This is a genomic window from Pseudomonas sp. Lb2C2 (genome assembly GCF_052112205.1).
Classification (GTDB): domain Bacteria; phylum Pseudomonadota; class Gammaproteobacteria; order Pseudomonadales; family Pseudomonadaceae; genus Aquipseudomonas; species Aquipseudomonas kilonensis.
Genome location: NZ_JAUTYW010000007.1, coordinates 1 through 21,612 on the forward strand (window position 1 = coordinate 1; position 21,612 = coordinate 21,612).

At 55.5% G+C, this 21,612-nt stretch carries 17 protein-coding genes and 3 pseudogenes; 13 read left to right on the top strand and 7 right to left on the bottom strand.

Annotated elements, in window-relative coordinates; genetic code table 11:
* Nucleotides 1-1,390 (bottom strand): Ig-like domain-containing protein (locus tag Q7F16_RS21090; protein ID WP_413211834.1); only part of this gene is annotated, 1,390 nt, incomplete at its 3' end.
* Nucleotides 1,391-1,978: 588 nt separating this feature from the next.
* Between Q7F16_RS21090 and Q7F16_RS21095 the strand changes: the two genes are divergently transcribed.
* From Q7F16_RS21095 to Q7F16_RS21110, 4 genes are all read left to right on the top strand, one after another.
* Nucleotides 1,979-3,409: a TolC family outer membrane protein gene (locus Q7F16_RS21095; RefSeq protein ID WP_409556843.1), complete on the top strand. Its 1,431-nt coding sequence runs from the start codon at nt 1,979-1,981 to the stop codon at nt 3,407-3,409.
* Entirely contained in the window at nt 3,406-5,520 is a 2,115-nt protein-coding gene (locus Q7F16_RS21100) for a type I secretion system permease/ATPase (protein WP_409556842.1), read from the top strand. Before Q7F16_RS21095 ends, Q7F16_RS21100 begins: the two co-directional genes overlap by 4 nt.
* A gap of 38 nt (nt 5,521-5,558) precedes the next feature.
* Entirely contained in the window at nt 5,559-6,797 is a 1,239-nt protein-coding gene (locus Q7F16_RS21105; protein ID WP_409556841.1) for an HlyD family type I secretion periplasmic adaptor subunit, read from the top strand.
* 81 nt (nt 6,798-6,878) lie between these two features.
* Nucleotides 6,879-7,574 carry a hypothetical protein gene (locus Q7F16_RS21110; RefSeq protein WP_409556840.1) on the top strand — a complete coding sequence of 232 codons (696 nt, stop codon included), beginning with the start codon at nt 6,879-6,881 and terminating at the stop codon, nt 7,572-7,574.
* Here Q7F16_RS21110 and Q7F16_RS21115 read toward each other — a convergent pair.
* A complete protein-coding gene (locus Q7F16_RS21115; RefSeq protein ID WP_409556839.1) occupies nt 7,549-8,316 on the bottom strand; it encodes a response regulator transcription factor in 768 nt (255 codons plus the stop codon). The two genes, Q7F16_RS21110 and Q7F16_RS21115, sit on opposite strands and share 26 nt — an antisense overlap.
* Before the next feature lie 236 nt (nt 8,317-8,552).
* Between Q7F16_RS21115 and Q7F16_RS21120 the strand changes: the two genes are divergently transcribed.
* From Q7F16_RS21120 to Q7F16_RS21130, 3 genes are all read left to right on the top strand, one after another.
* Complete coding sequence (locus Q7F16_RS21120; protein ID WP_409556838.1) at nt 8,553-9,083, top strand: hypothetical protein; 531 nt, start codon at nt 8,553-8,555, stop codon at nt 9,081-9,083.
* 67 nt (nt 9,084-9,150) lie between these two features.
* The gene (locus tag Q7F16_RS21125) at nt 9,151-10,443 is read left to right on the top strand and encodes a FecR domain-containing protein (protein WP_409556837.1); all 1,293 of its coding nucleotides are present in this window, start codon (nt 9,151-9,153) and stop codon (nt 10,441-10,443) included.
* Between the two features lie 37 nt (nt 10,444-10,480).
* Nucleotides 10,481-12,865 carry a CHASE2 domain-containing protein gene (locus Q7F16_RS21130; protein WP_409556836.1) on the top strand — a complete coding sequence of 795 codons (2,385 nt, stop codon included), beginning with the start codon at nt 10,481-10,483 and terminating at the stop codon, nt 12,863-12,865.
* Between the two features lie 808 nt (nt 12,866-13,673).
* Here the strand turns inward: Q7F16_RS21130 and Q7F16_RS21135 are convergent.
* Nucleotides 13,674-13,961: pseudogene (locus Q7F16_RS21135) on the bottom strand (Arm DNA-binding domain-containing protein); the annotation flags it as partial.
* Nucleotides 13,962-14,308: 347 nt separating this feature from the next.
* On the opposite strand from Q7F16_RS21135, the pseudogene Q7F16_RS21140 reads away from it, so the two are divergent.
* Nucleotides 14,309-14,490, top strand: a pseudogene (locus Q7F16_RS21140) (IS4 family transposase); the annotation flags it as partial.
* A gap of 63 nt (nt 14,491-14,553) precedes the next feature.
* On the opposite strand, the gene Q7F16_RS21145 reads toward Q7F16_RS21140, so the two are convergent.
* From Q7F16_RS21145 to Q7F16_RS21160, 4 genes and pseudogenes are all read right to left on the bottom strand, one after another.
* On the bottom strand, nt 14,554-15,354 hold the full coding sequence (locus Q7F16_RS21145; protein WP_409556835.1) for a hypothetical protein: 801 nt from the start codon (nt 15,352-15,354) through the stop codon (nt 14,554-14,556).
* 149 nt (nt 15,355-15,503) lie between these two features.
* On the bottom strand, nt 15,504-15,845 hold the full coding sequence (locus tag Q7F16_RS21150) for a hypothetical protein (protein ID WP_409556834.1): 342 nt from the start codon (nt 15,843-15,845) through the stop codon (nt 15,504-15,506).
* Entirely contained in the window at nt 15,799-16,479 is a 681-nt protein-coding gene (locus Q7F16_RS21155; protein ID WP_409556833.1) for a DCL family protein, read from the bottom strand. The genes Q7F16_RS21150 and Q7F16_RS21155 overlap by 47 nt, the downstream gene beginning before the upstream one ends.
* Nucleotides 16,480-16,637: 158 nt before the next feature.
* A pseudogene (locus Q7F16_RS21160) lies at nt 16,638-16,820 on the bottom strand (UvrD-helicase domain-containing protein); the annotation flags it as partial.
* Nucleotides 16,821-17,050: 230 nt separating this feature from the next.
* Between Q7F16_RS21160 and Q7F16_RS21165 the strand changes: the two are divergent.
* The 5 genes from Q7F16_RS21165 (at nt 17,051) to Q7F16_RS21185 (ending at nt 21,578) form a co-directional block, all read left to right on the top strand.
* Complete coding sequence (locus Q7F16_RS21165; protein ID WP_409556832.1) at nt 17,051-17,824, top strand: SDR family oxidoreductase; 774 nt, start codon at nt 17,051-17,053, stop codon at nt 17,822-17,824.
* Between the two features lie 151 nt (nt 17,825-17,975).
* Nucleotides 17,976-18,245 carry a hypothetical protein gene (locus Q7F16_RS21170; RefSeq protein ID WP_220556720.1) on the top strand — a complete coding sequence of 90 codons (270 nt, stop codon included), beginning with the start codon at nt 17,976-17,978 and terminating at the stop codon, nt 18,243-18,245.
* A 16-nt stretch (nt 18,246-18,261) separates the two neighbouring features.
* Nucleotides 18,262-20,013 carry a monovalent cation:proton antiporter-2 (CPA2) family protein gene (locus tag Q7F16_RS21175; RefSeq protein ID WP_409556831.1) on the top strand — a complete coding sequence of 584 codons (1,752 nt, stop codon included), beginning with the start codon at nt 18,262-18,264 and terminating at the stop codon, nt 20,011-20,013.
* Nucleotides 20,014-20,047: 34 nt separating this feature from the next.
* Nucleotides 20,048-20,599, top strand: a complete 552-nt coding sequence (locus tag Q7F16_RS21180; RefSeq protein ID WP_409556830.1) for a DUF924 family protein — start codon at nt 20,048-20,050, stop codon at nt 20,597-20,599.
* Nucleotides 20,600-20,669: 70 nt separating this feature from the next.
* A complete protein-coding gene (locus tag Q7F16_RS21185; protein WP_409556829.1) occupies nt 20,670-21,578 on the top strand; it encodes a LysR substrate-binding domain-containing protein in 909 nt (302 codons plus the stop codon).
* Nucleotides 21,579-21,612: the final 34 nt, after the last annotated feature.

A 21,612-nucleotide genomic window follows, 5' to 3' on the forward strand; every position in this document is an offset into this window, starting at 1 on the left:
GCGAAGTGACGCTGTAGGAACCGTCAGTGCCCGCCACCACCGTCGCGGTGCTGCCATCCGGGTAAGTCACAGTAACCGTGCTGTTCGGCTCGGCACTGCCGCTGACCACCAGGCTGCCGTCGGCATTAGCCGCCACGGTTACGCTCGGCGCTACCGGCGCCGTGGCATCGCTGTAAGCCACCACGGTGTCCGCACTGCTATTGCCCGCGGCATCGCTGGCATTAGCCGTGACATCGCCGGTGGGTTGATCCACTGGCGAAGTGAGGCTGTAGGAACCATCGACCGCGGCCACCACCGTACCGGTGCTGCCATCTGGGTAAGTGAGATTGACCGTACTGCCCGGTTCAGCCGAACCCGATACGGTGACGCTGCCGTCGGCATTGGCCACAACCGTAACCGTCGGCGCAACCGGCGCCGTGGCATCCGCGTAAGCCACCACGGTGTCCGCACTGCTATTGCCCGCGGCATCGCTGGCATTAGCCGTGACATCGCCGGTGGGTTGATCCACTGGCGAAGTGAGGCTGTAGGAACCATCGACCGCGGCCACCACCGTACCGGTGCTGCCATCTGGGTAAGTGAGATTGACCGTACTGCCCGGTTCAGCCGAACCCGATACGGTGACGCTGCCGTCGGCATTGGCCACAACCGTAACCGTCGGCGCAACCGGCGCCGTGGCATCGGCGTAAGCCACCACGGTGTCAGGGCTGACATTACCTGCTGCGTCCGACGAGTTCGCAGTGACATCACCGGTCGGTTGGTTCACCGGCGAAGTGACGCTGTAGGAACCGTCAGTGCCCGCCACCACCGTACCGGTGCTGCCATCTGGGTAAGTGAGATTGACCGTACTGCCCGGTTCAGCCGAACCCGATACCGTGACGCTGCCGTCGGCATTGGCCGCCACGGTTACGCTCGGGGCGCCCGGCCTGCTGGTATCTCGCGGTACACTACTAGCAGGACGGTCACCTTCGCCACCGCCACCTCCGCCAGCACCCGCGGCAACCCCCGCCACCGCAGCACCACCCAACAACCAGGCCAGCACGGATAGGTCAAAATGCTCATTGACCAACAGCGGCTCTATTGAATCGATAGGCAGGAATTGGCTGACCATCTGGCCGTCTTCAGAAATCGCCACCAACCAAAATTGATGATCGTCCTGCAGCACCAAGTCGTTTTGCTGAGGGCCTTGGTCAGGAAAAAAACCATGGATCTTGATAACCGCGCCCGACATCAGGACGACAATCAGCAGATCCCCTTGGCGTTCGATGTTTTTTATATCAGAACGTTTGACCGATAAAAGAACAACCGAAGGGGACTGCAAAGCCAGGTCAAGACCTGAGACCGATACTTCCTTATGCGTGGCTTTGCTAACAACTGAAATCAAGTTTTCCATAGTTAGAACCTCAAGATGCCTGACCCAGGCGAACAACAATTTTTTTGGAACTCAACATAAAAATACCAAGCTCTACGCTCATATCTCTTCCCACGTCAAAATTGTTCACATCCCGAAAGCTTACCCCTCCAAGCGCCCTCCTCATCTGGACGAAATCTTCCATACGCCGCATAGAAAATTTGATTCCCGTGGTCACGCCAGAAACCAAGCGACACTCAGAAAAACCCACGCGTAGCGCTCATTGTTTTTTTACAGACAATCATAAAAAAAATAAAATAATCAACAAATACAATAAGTAAGAACACGAACCTGGCAAACCATGCGATACAAGACCAAGGCATCGCCAGAAATCTAAACAATTGACAACAAATTTAAATACCGATTTCCTCCAATGATATTCTGCATAAGTCAGCGCATAAAAAGCCTTGTAGGCGCGATTGGATGATCGAGACACAAACCTACTCATAACAGTACGCGCCGCTAGCCAGCACTCTTTCCAAAACAACTCATGCGAAATTACGGCGCATCAGCTCTATTCATTCGCATATTCTCTGGGCCAAACTTCTATATTCAGGAACACTGGAACAAATGTTCAGATCATGCGGCTTGCTGTTTGGCATTTTGATAACGCCAATACTCACCTTTCCTGCCACAGCCCGAGAACTGAATCTGCCTTGGCTTTCGGAAGAAAAGCAGACGCCTTCACAGGGCTCGAGCTCGCGTGATCTGGCCAATGAACTGGGCGGTAACACTAATCCAACCGGACTTGCTGTAGGCAATGCTCTGCACAAAAACACGCTGGATCTGCGTGATGCCGTGGCCATTGCAGTCAATCGTCACCCATCGATTATTTCAGCTGCGTTGGCCGTTACCGAACAGGAAGGTCAAGTCGATATCACCAGTGCCGGCTACTACCCGAAAATCAGTGCTGGGATGAATTCCGGACGAGTGAGCGCCTACGGCAACGGTCAAGTGGCCAGTCTTTCGGTGTCGCAGATGCTGCATGACTTCGGCAAGGTCAGCGGCTCCGTCACCCAGGCCAAGGGTCAAATGCTGAAACAACAGGCACTCCTGCTCAAACAGATTGATACGATTGCCGAGCAAACCGCCGAGGCGATGCTGGAAGTTCATCGCCAGCAGAGCCTGCTGAAAATCTCCAGGGGTCAGGTCAAAGCGGTCCAGGAGGTGCTGGAAATGGTCCAGCTACGCGCCAATTCAGGCCTGATATCACAATCGGACTACGTCCAAGCCAGCACCCGCCTACAAAGCGCCCAAGCCAATACTCAGCAGGTGATGACACTACTGGGGCAATGGCGTGCACGACTCTCGACATTGGTGGGTAACCCGCTGCCCGCTGCGGTTGCTGATCCACCCGCAGAACTGGAGCATTCTGCCCGTCTGGAGAACGCTCCGGATTACACCATCCTCCCTGATATTTTGGCCGCAGAGGCTGATCGCCATTCCGCCTATGGGCAGTTGGAAAACGCCAAAGCCCAACGCTATCCCACGATTGCGCTAGAAGCCTCCGCCAATCAAGCGATCACGGGAACCAACCCAAGCAATGGCGAAGAACATGGTAGCTACAACACTTTGATGCTGACCGGCTCCATGTTGCTCTATCAGGGCGGAGCCGTCTCGGCCCAGATCCGTAGTGCCACCGCAGCCATCAGCCGCGCCGAATCAAATATCAATGACGCTCGATTGTCGGCAGAAGACCTTCTGCTACGCACCCGTGAACAAGCCATCGGCACGCGCATGCGCCTGGGGATTCTGGGACAACGCATGGCGACCATGATGGAGACCCGGGCTCTATATAGGGATCAATTCAGCGTAGGCACACGCTCGGTACTCGACCTGCTCAATGCCGAGCAGGAGGTTTATCAGGCCGCTGCCGACCTGGAGATTACAAGACATGACTTCTGGCGGGCATTGATGACCTACATCAATGCCGCTGGATACAGCCGAGAGGCCTACGGCTTAAACAATACATCCATTCAACAGATAGAGATTCAGCAATGAGTATCGCCGCACAATACCAACCCTGGTTGGAAGCAATGCTCAACATTGCCAAACACTACAGAATGGGTGTTTCTGAAGAAACCATCCGCGTATCTCTGGCCTGGGAGCGTGGCAGTCATCGCGATACAGTCCTTCAGCGCATGGCCGCACAAATGGGACTCATGCTGCGCTTCGAGAAATTTTCCGACTCAGCACTCGATCCCTGGCGCTTGCCGCTGGCTGTGGAACTTGATGACGGGCAAGTCGCGATCATCGACAAGGCCGATACCGCCGGCAACGCAAGCGTACTCAAAAGCGGCGATCAAGGCTTGTTTATCAGTTTGACCGCCACCCAACTGCGCGAGCGAGTTGTGCGGGTCGCGATACTACGCCCGGAATCGTCCGTAGCCGACGCCCGGGTTGACGACTACATCAAGCCCTATAAGCCCAACTGGTTTTGGAACATTGCCCTACGCGATTGGAAACGCTACGGCGACGTGGCATTGGCAGCCATGGCCGCCAACCTCCTGGCTCTGGCCGGCGTCATCTTTTCCATGCAGGTGTATGACCGCGTTATCCCCGTCCAATCCAGCCCTACATTATGGGTACTGTTCCTGGGGGTAGTGCTGGCTATCGGTTTCGAGTTCGTCTTACGTATGTCACGTTCGAACATTGCCGACCTGATCGGTAAGCGTGCAGACCTGAAAATAACCGATCTGGTTTTCGGTCATGCCCTGCGCTTACGCAACGACGTGCGCTCCAAATCCACCGGCACCTTTATCGCTCAGATAAGAGAACTGGAACAGATACGCGAGCTGATCACCTCGGCCACCATCAGCGCCATCACCGACTTGCCGTTCGTACTGTTGTTTCTAGTCATTCTGTATATGACGGGCGGCCCACTGGTGTACATCGCGCTCGGCGCCCTCCCCTTGCTCATTCTGCCGGGCTTTCTGGCACAGAGGCCATTGGCCCGCCTGTCCAACGAGGGCATGCGTGAATCCGCGCTGCGCAACGCAATGCTGGTGGAGGCCGTACAGGGGATTGAAGATATAAAACTACTGCGCGCTGAACCACGTTTCCAAAACCAGTGGAACCAATTACATGCGGTATCGGCGGATATTTCCATCAAGCAACGCCATATCACCAACCTGTTGATGACCTGGACCCAAGAGCTACAAAGCTTGGTCTATGCCGCTGTATTGCTGGGCGGATGCTACCTGGTCATGAATGGGGACATGACCACCGGTGCACTGGTCGGCTCCTCGATTCTTGCGTCGAGAATGATGGCGCCATTGGCGCAAATCTCAAGTGTGTTCGCTCGATGGCAGCAAGCCAAAGTGGCGCGCGCTGGCCTGAACGAATTGATGAAGCGCCCAGTGGATCAGCCCGAACATTCCAAACGCCTGCACCGCCCATTGATCCACGGCCAATTTGCACTGAGCAGCGTGCAGTTCCAATACAGCGATAAAGCCAGGGCTCCGGCGCTCGATATCGACCAGCTAAACATTCAACCCGGCGAGCACATCGCGATTCTCGGCCGCAATGGCGCCGGCAAATCCACCCTGCTCCAACTGTTGGCAGGTATGCATAGTCCCTCACGCGGCTCGATCAAGCTCGACGGACTGGAGATGGGCCTGATAGATCCGGCGGATGTACGACGGGACGTTGGCTTGCTGACCCAGAACTCGCATCTGTTTTTCGGCACGCTACGCGACAACCTGACCCTCGGCAGACCGATGGCAACCGATGATGAGATCTTGCAAGCGCTGTCTTGGAGCGGCGCACTTTCCTGGGTCCAGTCCCAAGAAGGCGGTTTGGACTATCAAATCATGGAAGGCGGCTTGGGGCTTTCCGGCGGTCAGAAGCAAACACTTTTGTTAGCCCGCACCATCATTCGCGATCCCCGAGCAATCTTGCTGGACGAACCAACGGCGTCTTTGGACGAGCTCAGCGAACAACACGTACTAGATAACCTTACGCCATGGCTGGAAGGTCGCACGTTATTAGTAGCAACGCACCGGCTTGCAGTTCTGAAATGGGTCGATCGCATTCTGGTCGTCGAAGGCGGACGCATCGTCATGGATGGCACCAAAGAGCAGGTACTCGCTCAGTTCGCCCAGAAAAAATAAATCGGCCCCCTCATTACTATGCAAGTGAAACCACAATCATGCCCCACATCAAAGTTGCAAACCCGCCGATCATTGAGCCCCTCGAATCCTTCCAGCGAGTGCCTGATACTCAGCAAGTTGATGGCTTCGGGCTCTCCGAGAAAGAACTACCGAGCGCCTCGCGACTGATATGGAGCCTGACCTTTGCACTACTCGCCTTCTCTGCCTGGGCGTGGTATTTCAAACTCGATGAAGTGTCCACCGGTACCGGAAAGGTCATTGCTTCCTCCAAAGAGCAAGTGATCAAATCATTGGAAGGCGGAGTGTTGGCCAGCCTGGATGTTCAAGAAGGCAACATCGTTGAAAAGGGTCAGGTATTGGCCCAACTGGATCCCACCCGTATCGAATCGGCCGTCGAGGAGAGCGCATCACGTAGTCGCGCCGCTCAGGCGACCTCCGCTCGACTGATGGCAGAGGTCAATGATACGCCGCTGCGGTTTCCTGAAGATGTTCTTGAGGAACCAGACTTGGTCGAAGCCGAAACAGCCCTCTTTCAATCGCGCCGCGAAAGCCAGGAAAAATCGCTAGCAGGCCTTAACGAAGCCATGCGATTGATCCGCAGCGAGCTGCAATTGACCACCCCTTTGGTGACACGCGGCGCAGCCAGCGCAGTGGAGGTGTTACGTCTGAAGCGCCAGCTCAATGAGTTGCAGAATAAATACAACGACATCCAGACCCAATACCTGGTCAAGGCAAGGGAAGAGTTGGCCAAGGCCAACGCTGAAATTGAAGCTCAGCAATCCGTGACCCGGGGACGCAACGACTCATTGACACGCTTGACCTTCACCTCTCCGGTGCGTGGCGTCATTAAAGACATAGAAATCAATACCGTTGGCGGCGTGATCCCGCCAAATGGTCAATTGATGCGTATCGTACCGCTGGATGAACGCCTGCAAGTTGAAACCCGAATAGCCCCACGAGATATTGCCTATATCCACCCAGGCCAAGCGGCCACTGTAAAAATATCAGCCTATGATTACTCTATTTACGGCGGGTTGCCGGGAAAAGTCGTTCTCATTTCCCCCGACACGCTTCAGGATGAAGTTCATCGCGACGTTTATTACTATAGAGTTTATATACTCACAAACTCCGACTCTTTACCAAACAAATCGGGCAAGCGACTTCCGATTGTCCCAGGCATGATTGCAACAGTTGACATTCACACCGGCGAAAAGACTGTCCTGTCTTATCTAATGAAGCCTTTAAATAAAGGCCAAGAAGCCCTTCGAGAACGCTGAGATTAAAGACCTGATTTTTGTTCTACCAATATCAACAGAGACGTTTCCTGCAAGGGAAATCTAAAGAACAGGAAAAAAACGATGATCGTTCAGCGCCTTTTTGGAACAGCAGTAATTTTCACACTCAGCGCCTGCTCAAGCTTATCGACTGACTTTTCCACTCAACCTGAAAAGCTGACACCTGACCACCGCGCCCCTGTCACCGGGCAAGCCGCCAAGGTCATTAACACACCAGCAGGCTCAATTCATGCATTCAGCTATCAAGAAGACGGCAAACATATAACCTGCCAGGCACCGGTAAACCTTGACGCTCAACAGCAACCGATGCCACAGAAAAACTGGACGATGCGATGCACTCATCCATCTATCCAGGCCGCTCCAAAACAGGTAGTCACCAGAGAGTTGAGCTTCTCCGCTGACACCTTGTTTGACTTGAACAAGTCGAAACCCAATGAGTTAAGCCCACTGGGTCGTCAACACCTGGAACAATTTGTCGAGTCTCTGCGCAACGAATATAGCAAGCCACCTCAACTGGTGGTGACCGGTAACGCCAGTCCCATTGGATCACCACAAGACCAAGAAGAATCGACACTGAACCATGCAGAGATAGTTGCCGAATTTCTCAAACAGTCAGGGATCAGCCAAAACCTCATCACGCTCAAGAACACCGGTAACGCCGAAACGGCGGTCAATTGCCCGGCGCCCGACACCCCATCAAAACCGAGTCGCTGCCGACACCCCAATCGCCAAATCAAGGTTCAAGTAATCGGCAATTAAGCAACGCCCCCCCTGACGACCCGATGATTTCTTGTACCCCTAATGCTTCAAGCCGGTAGCCGTAACCATAGACGGTACTCAATACCCAACCGAACTCGGACGTAAGATTCAACTTATTGCGAATCCGATATATATGGGTGTCCAAGGTGCGTGAAGACAGCATTTCGTCACGCGCCCATAAATGCTCGTATAAATAACTTCGAGACAATGGCCGTCCCTGATTCTTGAACAGCAAGAGTGCAAGGTTGAACTCACGAAGGGTCAATGATACTGGGACAGCATCGACACTGACGCGTGACTCCTGAATGTCAAAGCGGATAGTGCCAAAAATCAGCACATCCTCGTCCTGACTCTTCTGCCCTTGGCAGTGACGTAGCACGTTAGTCAAACGCGCGCGCAGTTCGGCCTGACGAAATGGCTTGCTGACGTATTCATCAGCACCTGCATTCAAAGCCTGAACCACATCACGCTCGGCAGTGCGCGAAGTCAGCATAACCACGGGCGGGGCCGGCTGGAGATGCTCTTTGATCCACAACAGCATCTGCAAACCACTGATTTCAGGCATCTGCCAATCGAGAATGATTAGGTCGAAGGTGTCTCGCTTCAGCCGACGCAACAATTCCGGGCTGCTCGAAAAAGCCGTGCATATCGGCAACGTACCATCATGCAAGGTGTAGGTATCAAGCGCATCCTGCAAAAGCGCCAGTTCCGTCGGTTCATCATCAAGGATGGCAATGCGCATGGGGGGCTCCAAATAACGGGATGCATCGACTTTATGGCATGGGTGAAGACACAAATGCACCGGCACATTATGAACAACTGTCACTTAAACGCAAGATGGCACAGCATCATGATTACACTATCTTATCAAGACCTCATTTTTCAGATGAGGCATAGCTAATTTATAAAATATGATGTCGCCCAAGCACCTATGAAATGTAACGAAAGAGGCTTCCTCTGTTCCGAATGAATAGATTAATGAATGCCAATTCAGTTTATCGAGGTAAACCAGAAGTGGTCGACACGAAAAAAAACAATCTTCGAATTTTAGTTGTTGAAAACCGGCCATTCCAGCTCATGGAGACGTTGAGCAAACTGGGTCAAGTCGGATATTTCAACACATTCCCAGCACTAAGCTGCCTGGAAGCCTTGATCGTCCTGAATGCCTCACGAAAACCTTACGACATCATCCTATTCAGTACAGAACTGAATGCAGCCGAACTGAATATGTTAATCGTTGATTTATCGATCCGAAAATTGGCACGTTACTTTTTACTGGTTGGGGATCCACAACCAGGTGACTTGTGCGCGCACTTCGCCCATGAAGCCAGCAGACCCGAATTTCGCTGTCTGGGCGTACTGAACAAGCCGGTGTCTTCAGACAAGCTTGCCGCCATCCTTGCGCGAATCCCGACCAGTAGTAGCCAGAGAAGCAACACACTGATGCCTGGCCGTAGCGAAGCCTCCACTCCCTCAGGAATCCCCATCGCTGACCAGAATCACAATTGAAAAATAAAAATCCAGATTGTTTTTTTCTGTCTTGAGGCTTTTCGTTCAGCCGCCGCAAGGAACCTCCATGCATAGCTTCGCATTTCGCTACCTCAGTTTTTTTCTCGGATTGCCCAGCACACTCCTCCCTCTCTCGGGACAGGCTGACCCTATCAGCACGCAAACTCATGTGGTTAGACAAGGCGAAACACTGTGGGACATCGCCAGGCAACACCTGAATAGCAGCAGCAGTTGGACTCAAATTCAGAAACTCAACGCCATTGGCACTCCGCGAAATCTGCAAGTGGGATCTGAACTGCGTATTCCTCTTCAGGAGCAAGCCTTTCCAGTAAAGGTTTTATATCTGCAAGGCCAGGCCTGGCTGACAACAAAAGGGCAGAACGAACAGCCGCTCGCCGTAGGCATGAAGCTCTATCCAGACCAGCACGTGCGAACTGAAGCTGCGTCCTTTGTAACATTTGGTTTCGCAGGGGGCGTTGTCAGCGTGCTGCCATCAAGCAGCAGCGTAATTTTCAGCAAGGAACTTCAGCGCGGGACACCTAAGCTCATTCTGCAAGAGGGTGAAGTAGAGTCCTATGTGCCCAAGCGTCCGACTCAATACAACAGCTTCGAGGTGACCAGTCCACAAGGCGTACTGGGTGTGCGCGGCACACACTTTCGGGTACGCATCGACACGTCTGACAGCACGCTGGTAGAGGTGCTTGATGGCCGAGTCGTGACCCTGTCGAGCCAGAACCCTTCTCGCAAAGAAGTCGCCATCGAACACAACCAGGGCTTGGTGTTTTCCAGCGAAGGTGAACTGCAGGTGAAGCCGTTGCTCAAAGCGCCTGTCAACGCGGAGCACGAGTTAACAGCGCCGGGGAGCCTCGACTGGCGAATTCGCACCCAGGCTATTCCAGACGCAGCGGCTTATTTTGCCCAAGTCTCACACAGCGCTGACTTCTTGACGATAGAACAGGATCAACTTAGCCCGCGTCCAGAGTTTACCTTCAAAGGGCTTGAGGATGCTTTCTACTACGTGCGTATCGGTGCTATCGATGCCCAGGGATTACGCGGAGAAACAGCATCCTTTCTGCTTCTGCATCGAATAGCCAACGGTGCAACGAGAGCACGGGATAACGCTCATAGCGTCCACTTCAGTTGGGTGGCACCTTCCTATACTGCGACTCTGCGCTACCACTTACAAATTGCCGACAACGTCAGTTTCAATTTGCCGCTGATAGACCTGCGCGACATTGACGATACAGCCATCACGGTCAGTGACCTGCCGCCTGGAACCCTGTATTGGCGCGTAGAAAGCGAACCCGCGCAAGAACGAGGGCAACCCGCCCTCTCGCTAGGCTCGGGAATTATTCAATAGAAACACTACGTTCAATTATTGCTTCAAGGTACACGCCGTGCTCAGTGCCCAGTTGTTGTTTCGAAAAATCTATCGGGAAGGAATCATTGTTGCAGCGTTTCTGCTGCCGGCGGTAGGCTATGTGGCTACCTTCCCTCAATGGCAGTTGGACCGGCTGATCTACGACAAGCTCGCTCCGCTGACCACTCCCCCTCTCGATCCACGCATCCTGTTAATTACCATTGATGACGCCAGTATCAGCGCTTTCGGACGTTGGCCGTGGCCCAGGGATCTGCACGCCCGGCTATTGGAAAAGTTGGCACCATTGACCCCAGAGGTCGTCCTCTACGATGTGATTTTCACTGAACCTGACGTCAACCCCGAGGATGATCGACGCTTGGGCGCCGCGATGGCCAAGGTGGCTCATGTGGTCGTTCCCGCGTTGCGCGAGCCGAGTCCTGCGCCAGGTCAGCCCCCCCGGATCCTGCCTCCAATCAGACCTGTGTTCGAAGGGGCTCAGGCGGTCGGTCATATTTATGTCCCAACGAGTATCGACGGCGTGGTTCGCCAAATTTATCTGAAGGAAGGTAATGCCAAAGAGCAACTCAATCTGCTGACCTGGCAGGCTTATGCGGCGACCTTCTCCCCGGCTCAGCAGCCATTAATGCCGGAGATCTGCTGCGCCACGGACCTGGGTAGACAATGGTTCGGTTGGAATGAAGTGCTCATCCCCTTCAGCCAAAAGGCTTCGGCCCTGCCCTCTGTTTCGTTCTCCAGCGTACTGAACGGCGAGGTGCCGGATGAGGTGCTACGCAACCGTATCATTCTGGTTGGTGTCACTGCCTCCGGACTTGGCGATCGTCACCCGACACCGCTATCGACGTCGGGCGGCAATATGCCGGGAATGGTCCTTCAAGCACATCTACTGAATGGCTTTCTGCATCAACACCTGATCAGAGCCACGCCGATATGGATCAACATCAGCCTCTCGATCCTGTCGGTACTGGCTGTACTGGTCATGCTCTCGACCTTTCGGCTGCGCCGTACCTTTCTCGTGTGCCTGGGAATGGTCCTTGCCCGATTGATACTAACGCTGATACTTCTGACGCTGGGTTGGTGGTCGGCTCCTGGCGCCAGTCTGGCAGGCTGTCTGGCAACCTATTTGTTCTGGAGCTGGAGGCGACTCAATGCGCTGGTCATTTATTTCGGCGTAGAACTGGGCCGCATGGAACTCGAGCTTAAAGGCCAGCCCACCCTACCCCAACCAATCTTTCGCGGCGATGAACTGGCGGGGCAGGCTCAGGCCCTGGAGTCGATGATCGCACACCTTCGCAGCTCGCAACGCTTCATTGCGCAAAGCCTGGACAGCCTGCCTTTGGCGATCTTCGTTACCGACCTTAATGGGCAAGTGCTGCTGGCCAATCTCAATGCCGCCACCCTCGAAGGGAACCACGGCAGCCTCTCATCCTCCCTGATCGGCCGGGATATCTTCAAAATCCTAGGTGAGCTTGAGTGCCAGCCCGACCCAACCGCGCCCCAGTGCATCCCTTCGTGGGCTCAAAATGTAAACTCAATCGAACGGCTTGCCGGGCAGACCATTCACACGCCATCCAAACGCATTTTCAAGATGCAACTAGCGCCCCTGGACAGCGAAAAAAGTGAGCGCACCGGATGGTTGCTGGCCTTGATCGAGTTCACAGTGGAACATCTGGCCCAGGAGCAGCGCAACAGCATGCTGCGCTTCCTGTCCCATGATTTACGAGCACCGCAATCGGCCATTCTGGCGCTCCTGGAAATGCAACAAAAGGCTAAAGAGCCAATGCCAGTCGGCGAGCTTCGCCGCCATATAGAGCAACAAGTCCGACGCACACTTAGCCTGACCGATGGTTTCATGGAATTGGATGAGGCCAAGTCCAAGCCGCTGATACTCGAACCTGTATTCATGGGTGCCATCGTACTGGATGCTATCGATCAGGCCTGGCTGCCAGCTCAACGCAAGGGTATTCGGATCAAACAACGATTCATCGATGACGAAGCCTGCGTGGTGAGCGGCTCCCGTGAATTACTGGTCCGTGCCGTCTTCAACCTGCTGGAAAACGCCATAAAGTACAGCGGCCAAAACACGACGGTGTACATCGAACTGATGATGCAGGCCTCGGCGATTGTTCTGACGATACGTGATGAGGGGCAAGGTATTGCCGAAGAGGACCTACCTCACCTATTCGATGAGTTCCGCCAGTTTGGCACCGGCAATAAACGTGGAAACGGTTACGGGCTGGGGATGGCCTTTGTGAGCAGTGTCATGCAACGTCATAGCGCTCGCATTGAATGCACCAGCTTGCTTGGGGCGGGAACTACATTCATTCTTTTTTTCGAAGTGGTGAACACCTTCCCAGAGTTCGACGAGCAGAGTCTTGCCGATAGACAAGGAAAAATCGGATAAGAATATGGACAGATCTGTAAGCCCCTCCCTGAGTCACATTGATTTAGCCATCACTTGCTGCTGCGTTCTGACATAACACCGTCCCGTCCTTGAGCCTTACACGAGACGTTTTTTGACCATCGATACGACAGCAGCCACATACGGAAATTAACGATGCCTGCGTTTAGACACCTACATCGACGACGCCCCCCTCGAAGGACAGCATTCAGGCGCTGCAACTACATAATTCAACTTTTCCCCGCGACGATAGCAACACCAATCCGATCAACCAAGTCTACCACCGTGTCGAACACAGTCGAGTCGCCAGTCAAGCTGCGTGACGCCTCCCCCTGGGTGGAGCGCCCCAAAAGGAATCTGACCACCGAAGAGCACCACCGCACGTGCCGAATCATCTTGTCGCGACATCCAAGACAGCCCTTGCACATCGGGGCATTGACGGTGAATCGCCTCTAGCGACCTGGCGGGCAGATAGGCCGACCTCGAATTTGAGACGTAGCACTTCTCGAATCTTACGCATGGATAACCGCTCCACGACGACCTCTCTGCTTCGATAAAAGAGGTCGATGGTAGTGAATTAATCCTGCGTTGCTGCCTGCCTTAAGGGTGGCCGGATGGCCGTGGAATCCGCAATCTTGGCTTTTTCAGTTATGCGAGCGAGCTCAAGACCAGCAATGGTGGACCGAGAGTTGGCATAACCCAGTTCAGCACTGCTTGAATTCCCAGCGGCCCACGGCGTCAGATCGGGCGGTCCCGCCCCTACCCCACTAGGGCTGAATATCTGCATCACATCGTCCTAAGAAGGTGTTTTCTCGGCCAACAATTTGGCATTGCGCTCAAGGCGTCGCTGATCGCGGGGATCGATACCCTTCGCGACCAGCGCCCTGGCGATATCACGCAGCGCGCGAGCATCGCGTAGATCTATTTCAGGATAAGTACCTAGCGAAATACGAGGCTGTTTGCCCGCCCAAGAAAAACGAAAGTGCCAACTCTTGGTGCCTTTCGTATTGACGAAAAGCGCAAGGCCATCAGAGTCAGGGAGGGTGTAGTTTTTGGCGCGAGGTTTGGCGTGTCGAACCGCCGTAATGGTAAGGACCATCGTACTAACTCCACTAATATGAATGAAGGAGCTTTGTACAGCTTTCAAAGTTCCAAGCAGCTCTAAAAACTGATTTACCAAACGTCGAATTGATGTACTAAAAAATGTACTAAAAATTCGCGGATATTGATGTACCAGAATAGACTTTACTGGAACTAAAAAAGAGGCCGAAGCCTCTTTCTTTGGTTTCTACAGACTTCAATGGAAGCCTATAGAAAAATAATTTGAGCGGGAAACGAGACTCGCATCTGGCGTCCGCCCCATTGAAATCTATGGGGTTTCTTTTCTTGCAGGAGCAGGAAAAGACTTAATTCTGGACTTGTTTTTTGAGTGTATCAAGGTAGACCGCCGCTCAGCTAATCGTCATGGCGGCGAATCCGACATTAGCAATGGGCAGACGTTGGGCGGAGTTAAGATCGAGGATTGGAGGGATATTTCTGGGTCACCGTCCAAGACCTTAGGGCCAAGGACGGTGAAGATTTCAACGACCCGGTTTCCGGCGGATCATAAAACTGCTCCGCTTAAGTGACCAGCATTACGACGATGCGGGGCATTTTGTTTGGACATGCTCAATCTTGGGTGAGTGCCGCACTCAAACCGTATCTGCCCCAGCGTCATCAAACAGTTGCTTGTCGAGATTCAAGACCTTGTCCATTACGTCCTGAGGACTACCCTTTCCCTCAACCGTATGGGTCTTGTAGTTGAAATCGAGTGCTATCCAACCCTGCAACTTTGCCTCATAACTATTAGGGTACTGTGCCTGCTCAATAGCGGGCAAATCCTTATAGTGTTCAAGGGCTGCAGTAAAGAATTTCGTCAGCTTCCCGGTTTCATTATATTCAGCGATCGAGTTGGCAACAATTTTTTGGCGCCAAGCAGATTCCTGATCGAATGACTCATTCCACGCCGCGCGGCGTTCATTAGTCGTAAAACTTCCACTGTCATCATAGATAATCAATGAGAGCTGATCGCTCGACATACCCGCAAATGGATTTTTACCACTGCCATTGACAAACTGCGTTGCATTGGCCGCACGAGCCAATAACACAGGGTCCTGAGTGTCAGGCACTTCAGCATCATTGGCTTTTTTGTTGATAAAATAACCATCACCGGAAATCTTGCTCAAAAGCTCATTCGCTTTCGCGCCAAGCTCTTTCCTGCTCAAACTCGAATCTCTAGCCGCCGCACGGGCGGCACTCTCACTCAACTGTAGAGAGAGTGAAGAAAGGCGACTGGTATCCTTATGACTACCAATACCAGCGCTTTCAGTTGCCACCTGAGTTTTCGTCAGCGATTCATTTTGGCTCGCCGTCACATTGGAAACCTGCGAACCAGAAAACGCATTCGAATTAATTGAACCGACCAAGATAATGTCTTCCCTGTTATCAGCCATTCCTGAAAACGTGGCTAGTAAATTTATTATCGGCAGCACTCAAAAAAACTGTAGTGCTTCACGATGAATGGACGAACAAAACCGGCGCAGGCCCAGCGGCATGGGCAGCCTTTGCGCAAGCAGCCAAACCGCCAGGCCCGGCTTGGGCCTTACTTCATGGTAAATTCAACAGACCAGGCGTAGGTGGAGATATTGGTCGAGGTTACTTTTGCCGTACACACTGCGCCACCGCTAGGTGTTGCCGTATTGTTCCATTTTGGAATAGTCGAGCCTCCTGAGCCGACTGTCCCAACATAGGTTGCCAGGAACGTGCAAGTCTTCCCGCCAATGGTGTAGCGCAGGTTCGCATAGTTGGCAATAGGCGAAAGACTGCTCTGAACAGTATAGGTATCAGCACCACCCGCCTTGACAGGCCGAAAGAAGTGCAACCCCATCCTCCAACCTTCACCGTAAATCGATTTCTTCTCCCCCGCCATAAATCCTACCGGCATGGCGCCCTCCTTTCGCGACGTTGGCAGCTTTCAGCAAAGGCTGAAGTTCCGCATAAAGACGATGGTACTGCGCAAAGGCAGACGAGATATTTTGATCAACCAACGCCAGTTTTTCTCCGTTCCCAAACGTTTCAAGCTTAGTTAGGTCGACCTTGCGATCTTGGCAAAATCGCTCTAGCAGCATCCAAAACGGCTCCTTGTGATCGATGTGCAAATCTTTTCGCTGCGTGATGATCACTCCGCTCGCCACACACGTTACAGGCAGACCAAGCGCATCGCGAAACGCGACCAATTGCGGGCGCACTGCAAACCTCAATGCTTCGCATACCTTGCCATGGGGAGATTGAAGGACGCCTGTGATACACCGTTTGTAGGAAAAGGTATCTTCACTGCCATCCATGCGGACGAGCCAGATCCCCCTCCCCGCCCCCAATGCATTTCTCTCGATCTTGAAGTAGTCAATTCCGACGCCAATTTTTCTGTCCGCGTCCGGATGCATCGCAAGCAACAGGTGTAGTTTTTTGACTGCAAGCTTATTGGTGATCACGCCTGCTGGTGCTTTTTGTAGATAATCCTTGAGCCTATCCAAAAGCTCTTTTTTTGATTTGTACTCGAATGGCCCCAGCCAGAACATTCAGAAGCCTCCCTACCTCATCAGTAAACTCAAAGCCGCAACCGCAGGGCAACGCCTCCAAGACCCACCAGAATATCTGCAGCTATAAATGAAACCTTAGGCCAACGTCTTGCAGCACTTGTCAAACTGCGAGTACCACATTTTTCCCCGAATATTGTTTAGGCGAATTCAAAGCCCAGCGCAGTGAGCACTTCTGCTTGCACAGGTTTGAGCCTTTTCACCGCCCAGATGAGCACGTGGTGCGACCGTGAACTCGCCATATACGCAAACCTGGCCGCCTCAGATGTTGGATCTTCCAGCCATTGGTGTCCACCACCCGGACGCGAGGAAACCACCACGGTTGCACACGTCGCTGAGCTCAAGTTAAAACTCTGGTCCACTTCGCCATATCAATCAGATTGAGAATGCACTGGCCACAACGGACACCAGATGGCGCGGCCCTCGACGGCAATGTTTGAGCGACCGTACGATTAGGCGGATTCTATGGATAATCCATCCAGCCAAGCCTGATTTATCCAACGCATATGGGCGCCTATGCTGAAACTCCTTCCACCCGTGCAGGAGATTTCCCATGGCAGACCATTCCATCAAGGGCAAGGTCGTACTGATCGCAGGCGGAGCCAAGAACCTTGGCGGCCTCATCGCTCGCGACCTGGCCGCGCAAGGCGCCAAGGCCATCGCCATCCATTACAACAGTGTTTCTTCCAAGGCCGATGCCGATGCGACCGTCGCGGCCATTCAGGCCAGCGGTGCGCAAGCCGTCGCGTTGCAGGCGGATCTCACCACAGCGGGTGCCGTCGAGAAGCTGTTTGCCGACGCCATCAGCGCTGTAGGCAAGCCAGACATCGCTATCAACACCGTCGGCAAGGTGCTCAAGAAACCCATGGCCGAGATAACTGAGGCCGAATACGACGAGATGACGGCGGTCAATTCCAAGACCGCCTTCTTCTTCCTCAAGGAAGCCGGCAAGAACCTGAACGACAACGGCAAGATCTGCACCGTCGTCACCTCGCTGCTGGGCGCGTTCACGCCGTTCTACGCCGCCTATGCCGGCACCAAGGCACCGGTCGAGCACTACACCCGCGCAGCGTCCAAGGAGTTGGGTGCGCGGGGCATCTCAGTGACTGCGGTCGGCCCCGGCCCGATGGACACGCCGTTCTTCTACCCGGCCGAAGGCGCCGATGCCGTGGCGTACCACAAGACGGCTGCCGCGCTCTCGTCGTCCAGCAAAACCGGCCTGACCGACATTGAGGATGTGGTGCCCTTCATTCGCCACCTGGTAAGCGACGGTTGGTGGATCACCGGCCAGACGATTCTCATCAATGGCGGCTACACCACCAAGTAAGGCACTCGGCCTATTCCTCGTCTCACCGGAAGCTCGCTGGATGACGGGCACCACCAGTTTCATCAATGGCGGAATTATTTCGCCGATCGATTGACGGGTTGAGGGAGAAGGCGCCCGGATTGAAGCCCATCAACGGACGAGGAAAATCGAAATGCATGTGCTGATGGTAATAGGCGGTGGGTTGGTTCTTTTGGGCGTCTTCGTCCTGTTCGGCTGGCTCTGGGGCGCGAGCGCCTTAGGCATGGCGCTGGCAGCAAAGGTATTCGTGCCGGTGTGGCTACTGGTGGCGGGTGTGAACATGTGGGTGGGCGTCAGCCATGCAGGCTACAGCGCGCGCGAGGAGTTTCCAATCCTGCTGCTGGTCTTTGCTCTGCCTGCCATCGCGGCCGCTATTGCGGCCTGGCAGTTCGCACGCACCTGACTTTGAGGAACGAGACATGTCGATCGAAGGCAGTGCGGGTGACCTGACCAAGGTCGTAACCTTGCTGGGTGCGGCGGTGGTGGCCGTGCCGCTGTTCAAGCGCCTGGGCCTGGGCTCGGTGCTGGGCTATCTGGCAGCGGGTCTGGCGATCGGTCCGTTCGGGCTGGGGCTTTTCAGCGATCCGCAAACCATCCTGCACACCGCCGAACTCGGGGTCGTGATGTTCCTTTTCATCATCGGCCTAGAGATGCGGCCCTCCCATCTGTGGAGCATGCGGCGCGACATCTTCGGCCTGGGCAGTTTGCAGATACTGGTCTGCGGCCTGCTGCTGACCGGAGTGGGCGTGGCTTTCGGTTTCTCGCTGGCGGTGTCCTTCGTCAGCGGCATGGGGTTTGTGCTCACCTCCACCGCGATCGTCATGCAACTGCTGGGCGAACGCGGCGACATCGCGGCCCCGCGTGGCCAGAAGATAGTGGCCATCCTGCTGTTCGAGGACCTGCTGATCGTGCCGCTATTGGCGCTGGTGGCGTTCATCGCCCCCATAGATCCATCCGCGCCGGCGGCCGGATCACGCTGGATTGGCATCGCCGTCGCGGCCGGCGCGCTGGCGGCACTGGTTGGGGCAGGCATCTGGCTGCTCAACCCGTTATTTCGCATCCTGGCCAACGCCAAAGCCCGCGAGGTGATGACCGCAGCCGCCCTGCTCGTGGTACTGGGCGCGGCACTGCTCATGCAACTGGGTGGTCTGTCCATGGCCATGGGGGCCTTTCTGGCTGGCGTGCTGCTGTCCGAATCGACGTTTCGCCATCAACTCGAGGCCGACATCGAACCCTTCCGCGGCTTGCTGCTGGGCCTGTTCTTCCTTGGCGTGGGCATGTCACTGGACCTGGCTGCGGTGGGGCGTAACTGGCCCATCATCGTGGCTGGCGTGCTCGCGATGATGGTGATCAAGAGCACGTGCATCTACGGCGTGGCACGGTTGGCGAAAAGTTCGCACGCCGACGCCCTGGATCGCGCCGCGCTGATGGCCCAGGGCGGCGAGTTCGCCTTTGTGCTCTTCGCTGCCGCACTGGCCAACCGCGTGATCGATCCGACAGTCAACGCCAACATGACGGCCATTATCGTGCTGTCCATGGCGCTGACCCCGATGGCGGTGATCGCACACCGGCGATGGGGGCCGAGGACAGGGGTTTCCATGGAAGGCGCGCAGGCGCCCGACGCACTGGCCGGCAGCGTGCTCATCGTCGGTTTCGGTCGCTTCGGCCAGATCGCGAGCCAGCATGTATTGGCGCTGGGGGCCGACATTTCCATCATCGACAATGACCCCCAAGTGGCCCGGGACGCCAGTGACTTCGGCTTCAAGGTGTACTACGGCGACGGCACGCGCGCCGATGTATTGCATGCCGCCGGCGCGCACCATGCCCGGGCCATTCTGGTGTGCGTGGACGATGCGCGGGCCGCCACGCGGATCGTCGAACAGGCCAAGGCGGCGTTCCCCCATGCCCGGGTGCTTGCGCGCGCTCACGACCGCGAACACGCCATCGAACTGATCAAGGCCGATGTGGACTACCAGGTCCGCGTCACCTTCGAATCGGCCATGGCTTTTGGCCGCGAAGCCTCGATGGCGCTCGGCGCGACGCCCGAGGCGTCCGAAGCACTCGCGGCCCAGGTGCGCCGCACGGACGCCGAGCGCCTGGCCATGGAGGTGTCGGGCGGCATCTATGCCGGCAAATCCCTGATTCAGGGCAATGTGCAACCGAAGGGCTGATGCGATGGCGATAATCCCTTCTCGACACCCGGCGATGCCGCTGAATACCGGCGAACGCGCGACCGACGTGGTCCAATTCTGGCGGGAAGTCGGCGCAGAGCGATGGTTTGACAAGGACCCGGCCTTGGATCAGCACTTTCGCGAACGCTTTCTGGACCTGCACCTGGCGGCGGCCCGGCGCGAGGTCGACCACTGGATCGGTGAACCGGAAGCTGCGCTGGCGCTGATGATCCTGCTCGACCAGTTCCCGCGAAATGCTTTCCGCGGCACTGGCCACATGTACGCGACCGACCCACTGGCGCGGCACTTCGCACGCATCGCGCATTCGCAACGGCATATGGACGCCGTTGATCCGGAACTGCGTTTGTTCTTCTGCCTGCCCTTCGCGCATTCGGAAGACATCGCCGACCAGGACGTGTCCGTGGCACTCAACACCCGGCTGGGGCCGACCGCCCGCTCCCATGCCGAGGGCCATCGCGACATCATCCGCCGTTTCGGCCGTTTTCCGCACCGCAATCCGCTACTGTTGCGCCAGACCACGATGGCGGAGCAAATCTTTCTGGATCAGGGAGGGTTCGCGGGGTGATCATCCTACCGTCCCACGGATGCCGATTCCGCGTCCGGGATTGGCACCGCTCCCAAGGTTGAATGCAGACATGGACAAACTCGATCAGTACCGCGTCTTCGTGCGCGTAGCCGAAATGGGCAGTTTCATCAAAGCCGCCCATGCGCTGGAATTGCCTCGCGCCACCGTTTCTGCCGCGATCCAGCAACTGGAGGAAAAGATCGGCGCCCGCCTGCTGAACCGCACGACGCGCCAGGTCCATCTGACCGCTGATGGCACACAATTGCTCGAGCGCTTGCGTCCATTGCTGGCGGACGCCGAGGATGTCGAGCAATTGTTCCAGAGCAGCCAGCGACAAGTGGCTGGCCAGCTCAGGATCGATGCGCCCAGTCGCATTGCGCGACGCCTCATCGCGCCGGCGTTGCCGGGCCTGCTGCGCCGCTATCCTCGGCTGCAGTTGGCACTCGGCTCTGCCGATCGCGCCATCGACCTGGTGCAGGAAGGCGTCGACTGCGCGGTACGTGTGGGGACCCTGCAGGACAGCAGCCTGGCGGTGCGGCCGCTAGGGGCTATCGCCTTGATCAACTGCGCCAGCAAAGCCTACCTGCATGAATACGGCGTGCCGGAGCAGCCGAGGGACCTTGCCTCCGGGCACTGGGCCGTTGGCTACGCCTCTCCCACCACGGGGCGGCAGTTACCCTGGGAACACCCTCCTGCCGACGGGCAGGAGCAGACCAGTAACGTGCCTAGCCGGGTCGTCGTCAACAATGCCGAGAGCTACATTGCCTGTTGCCGTGCCGGGCTCGGCCTGATCCAGATACCCCGCTTCGACGTGAAGCACCTGTTGGACAGTGGGGAGTTGGTCGAGGTCATGCCCGCGTTTCGTGCCGCGCCCATGCCGGTATCTTTGCTGTATCCGCACCGGCGCCAGAGAACGCGTCGGCTCGGGGCATTCATCGAGTGGTTCGAGGATCTGATGGAGCCGCATCTCGAACCCTGATATACGTTCGCACTCCAGGCGCGTATCACGTTTG

Coding starts and splice junctions, on each gene's coding strand:
- Q7F16_RS21095 (WP_409556843.1), top strand. CDS start 1,979: ATGTTCAGATCATGCGGCTTGCTGTTTGGCATTTTGATAACGCCAATA.
- Q7F16_RS21100 (WP_409556842.1), top strand. CDS start 3,406: ATGAGTATCGCCGCACAATACCAACCCTGGTTGGAAGCAATGCTCAAC.
- Q7F16_RS21115 (WP_409556839.1), bottom strand. CDS start 8,316: ATGCGCATTGCCATCCTTGATGATGAACCGACGGAACTGGCGCTTTTG.
- Q7F16_RS21185 (WP_409556829.1), top strand. CDS start 20,670: ATGGACAAACTCGATCAGTACCGCGTCTTCGTGCGCGTAGCCGAAATG.
- Q7F16_RS21145 (WP_409556835.1), bottom strand. CDS start 15,354: ATGGCTGATAACAGGGAAGACATTATCTTGGTCGGTTCAATTAATTCG.
- Q7F16_RS21125 (WP_409556837.1), top strand. CDS start 9,151: ATGCATAGCTTCGCATTTCGCTACCTCAGTTTTTTTCTCGGATTGCCC.
- Q7F16_RS21110 (WP_409556840.1), top strand. CDS start 6,879: ATGATCGTTCAGCGCCTTTTTGGAACAGCAGTAATTTTCACACTCAGC.
- Q7F16_RS21105 (WP_409556841.1), top strand. CDS start 5,559: ATGCCCCACATCAAAGTTGCAAACCCGCCGATCATTGAGCCCCTCGAA.
- Q7F16_RS21150 (WP_409556834.1), bottom strand. CDS start 15,845: ATGCCGGTAGGATTTATGGCGGGGGAGAAGAAATCGATTTACGGTGAA.
- Q7F16_RS21120 (WP_409556838.1), top strand. CDS start 8,553: ATGAATGCCAATTCAGTTTATCGAGGTAAACCAGAAGTGGTCGACACG.
- Q7F16_RS21155 (WP_409556833.1), bottom strand. CDS start 16,479: ATGTTCTGGCTGGGGCCATTCGAGTACAAATCAAAAAAAGAGCTTTTG.
- Q7F16_RS21165 (WP_409556832.1), top strand. CDS start 17,051: ATGGCAGACCATTCCATCAAGGGCAAGGTCGTACTGATCGCAGGCGGA.
- Q7F16_RS21180 (WP_409556830.1), top strand. CDS start 20,048: ATGCCGCTGAATACCGGCGAACGCGCGACCGACGTGGTCCAATTCTGG.
- Q7F16_RS21170 (WP_220556720.1), top strand. CDS start 17,976: ATGCATGTGCTGATGGTAATAGGCGGTGGGTTGGTTCTTTTGGGCGTC.
- Q7F16_RS21175 (WP_409556831.1), top strand. CDS start 18,262: ATGTCGATCGAAGGCAGTGCGGGTGACCTGACCAAGGTCGTAACCTTG.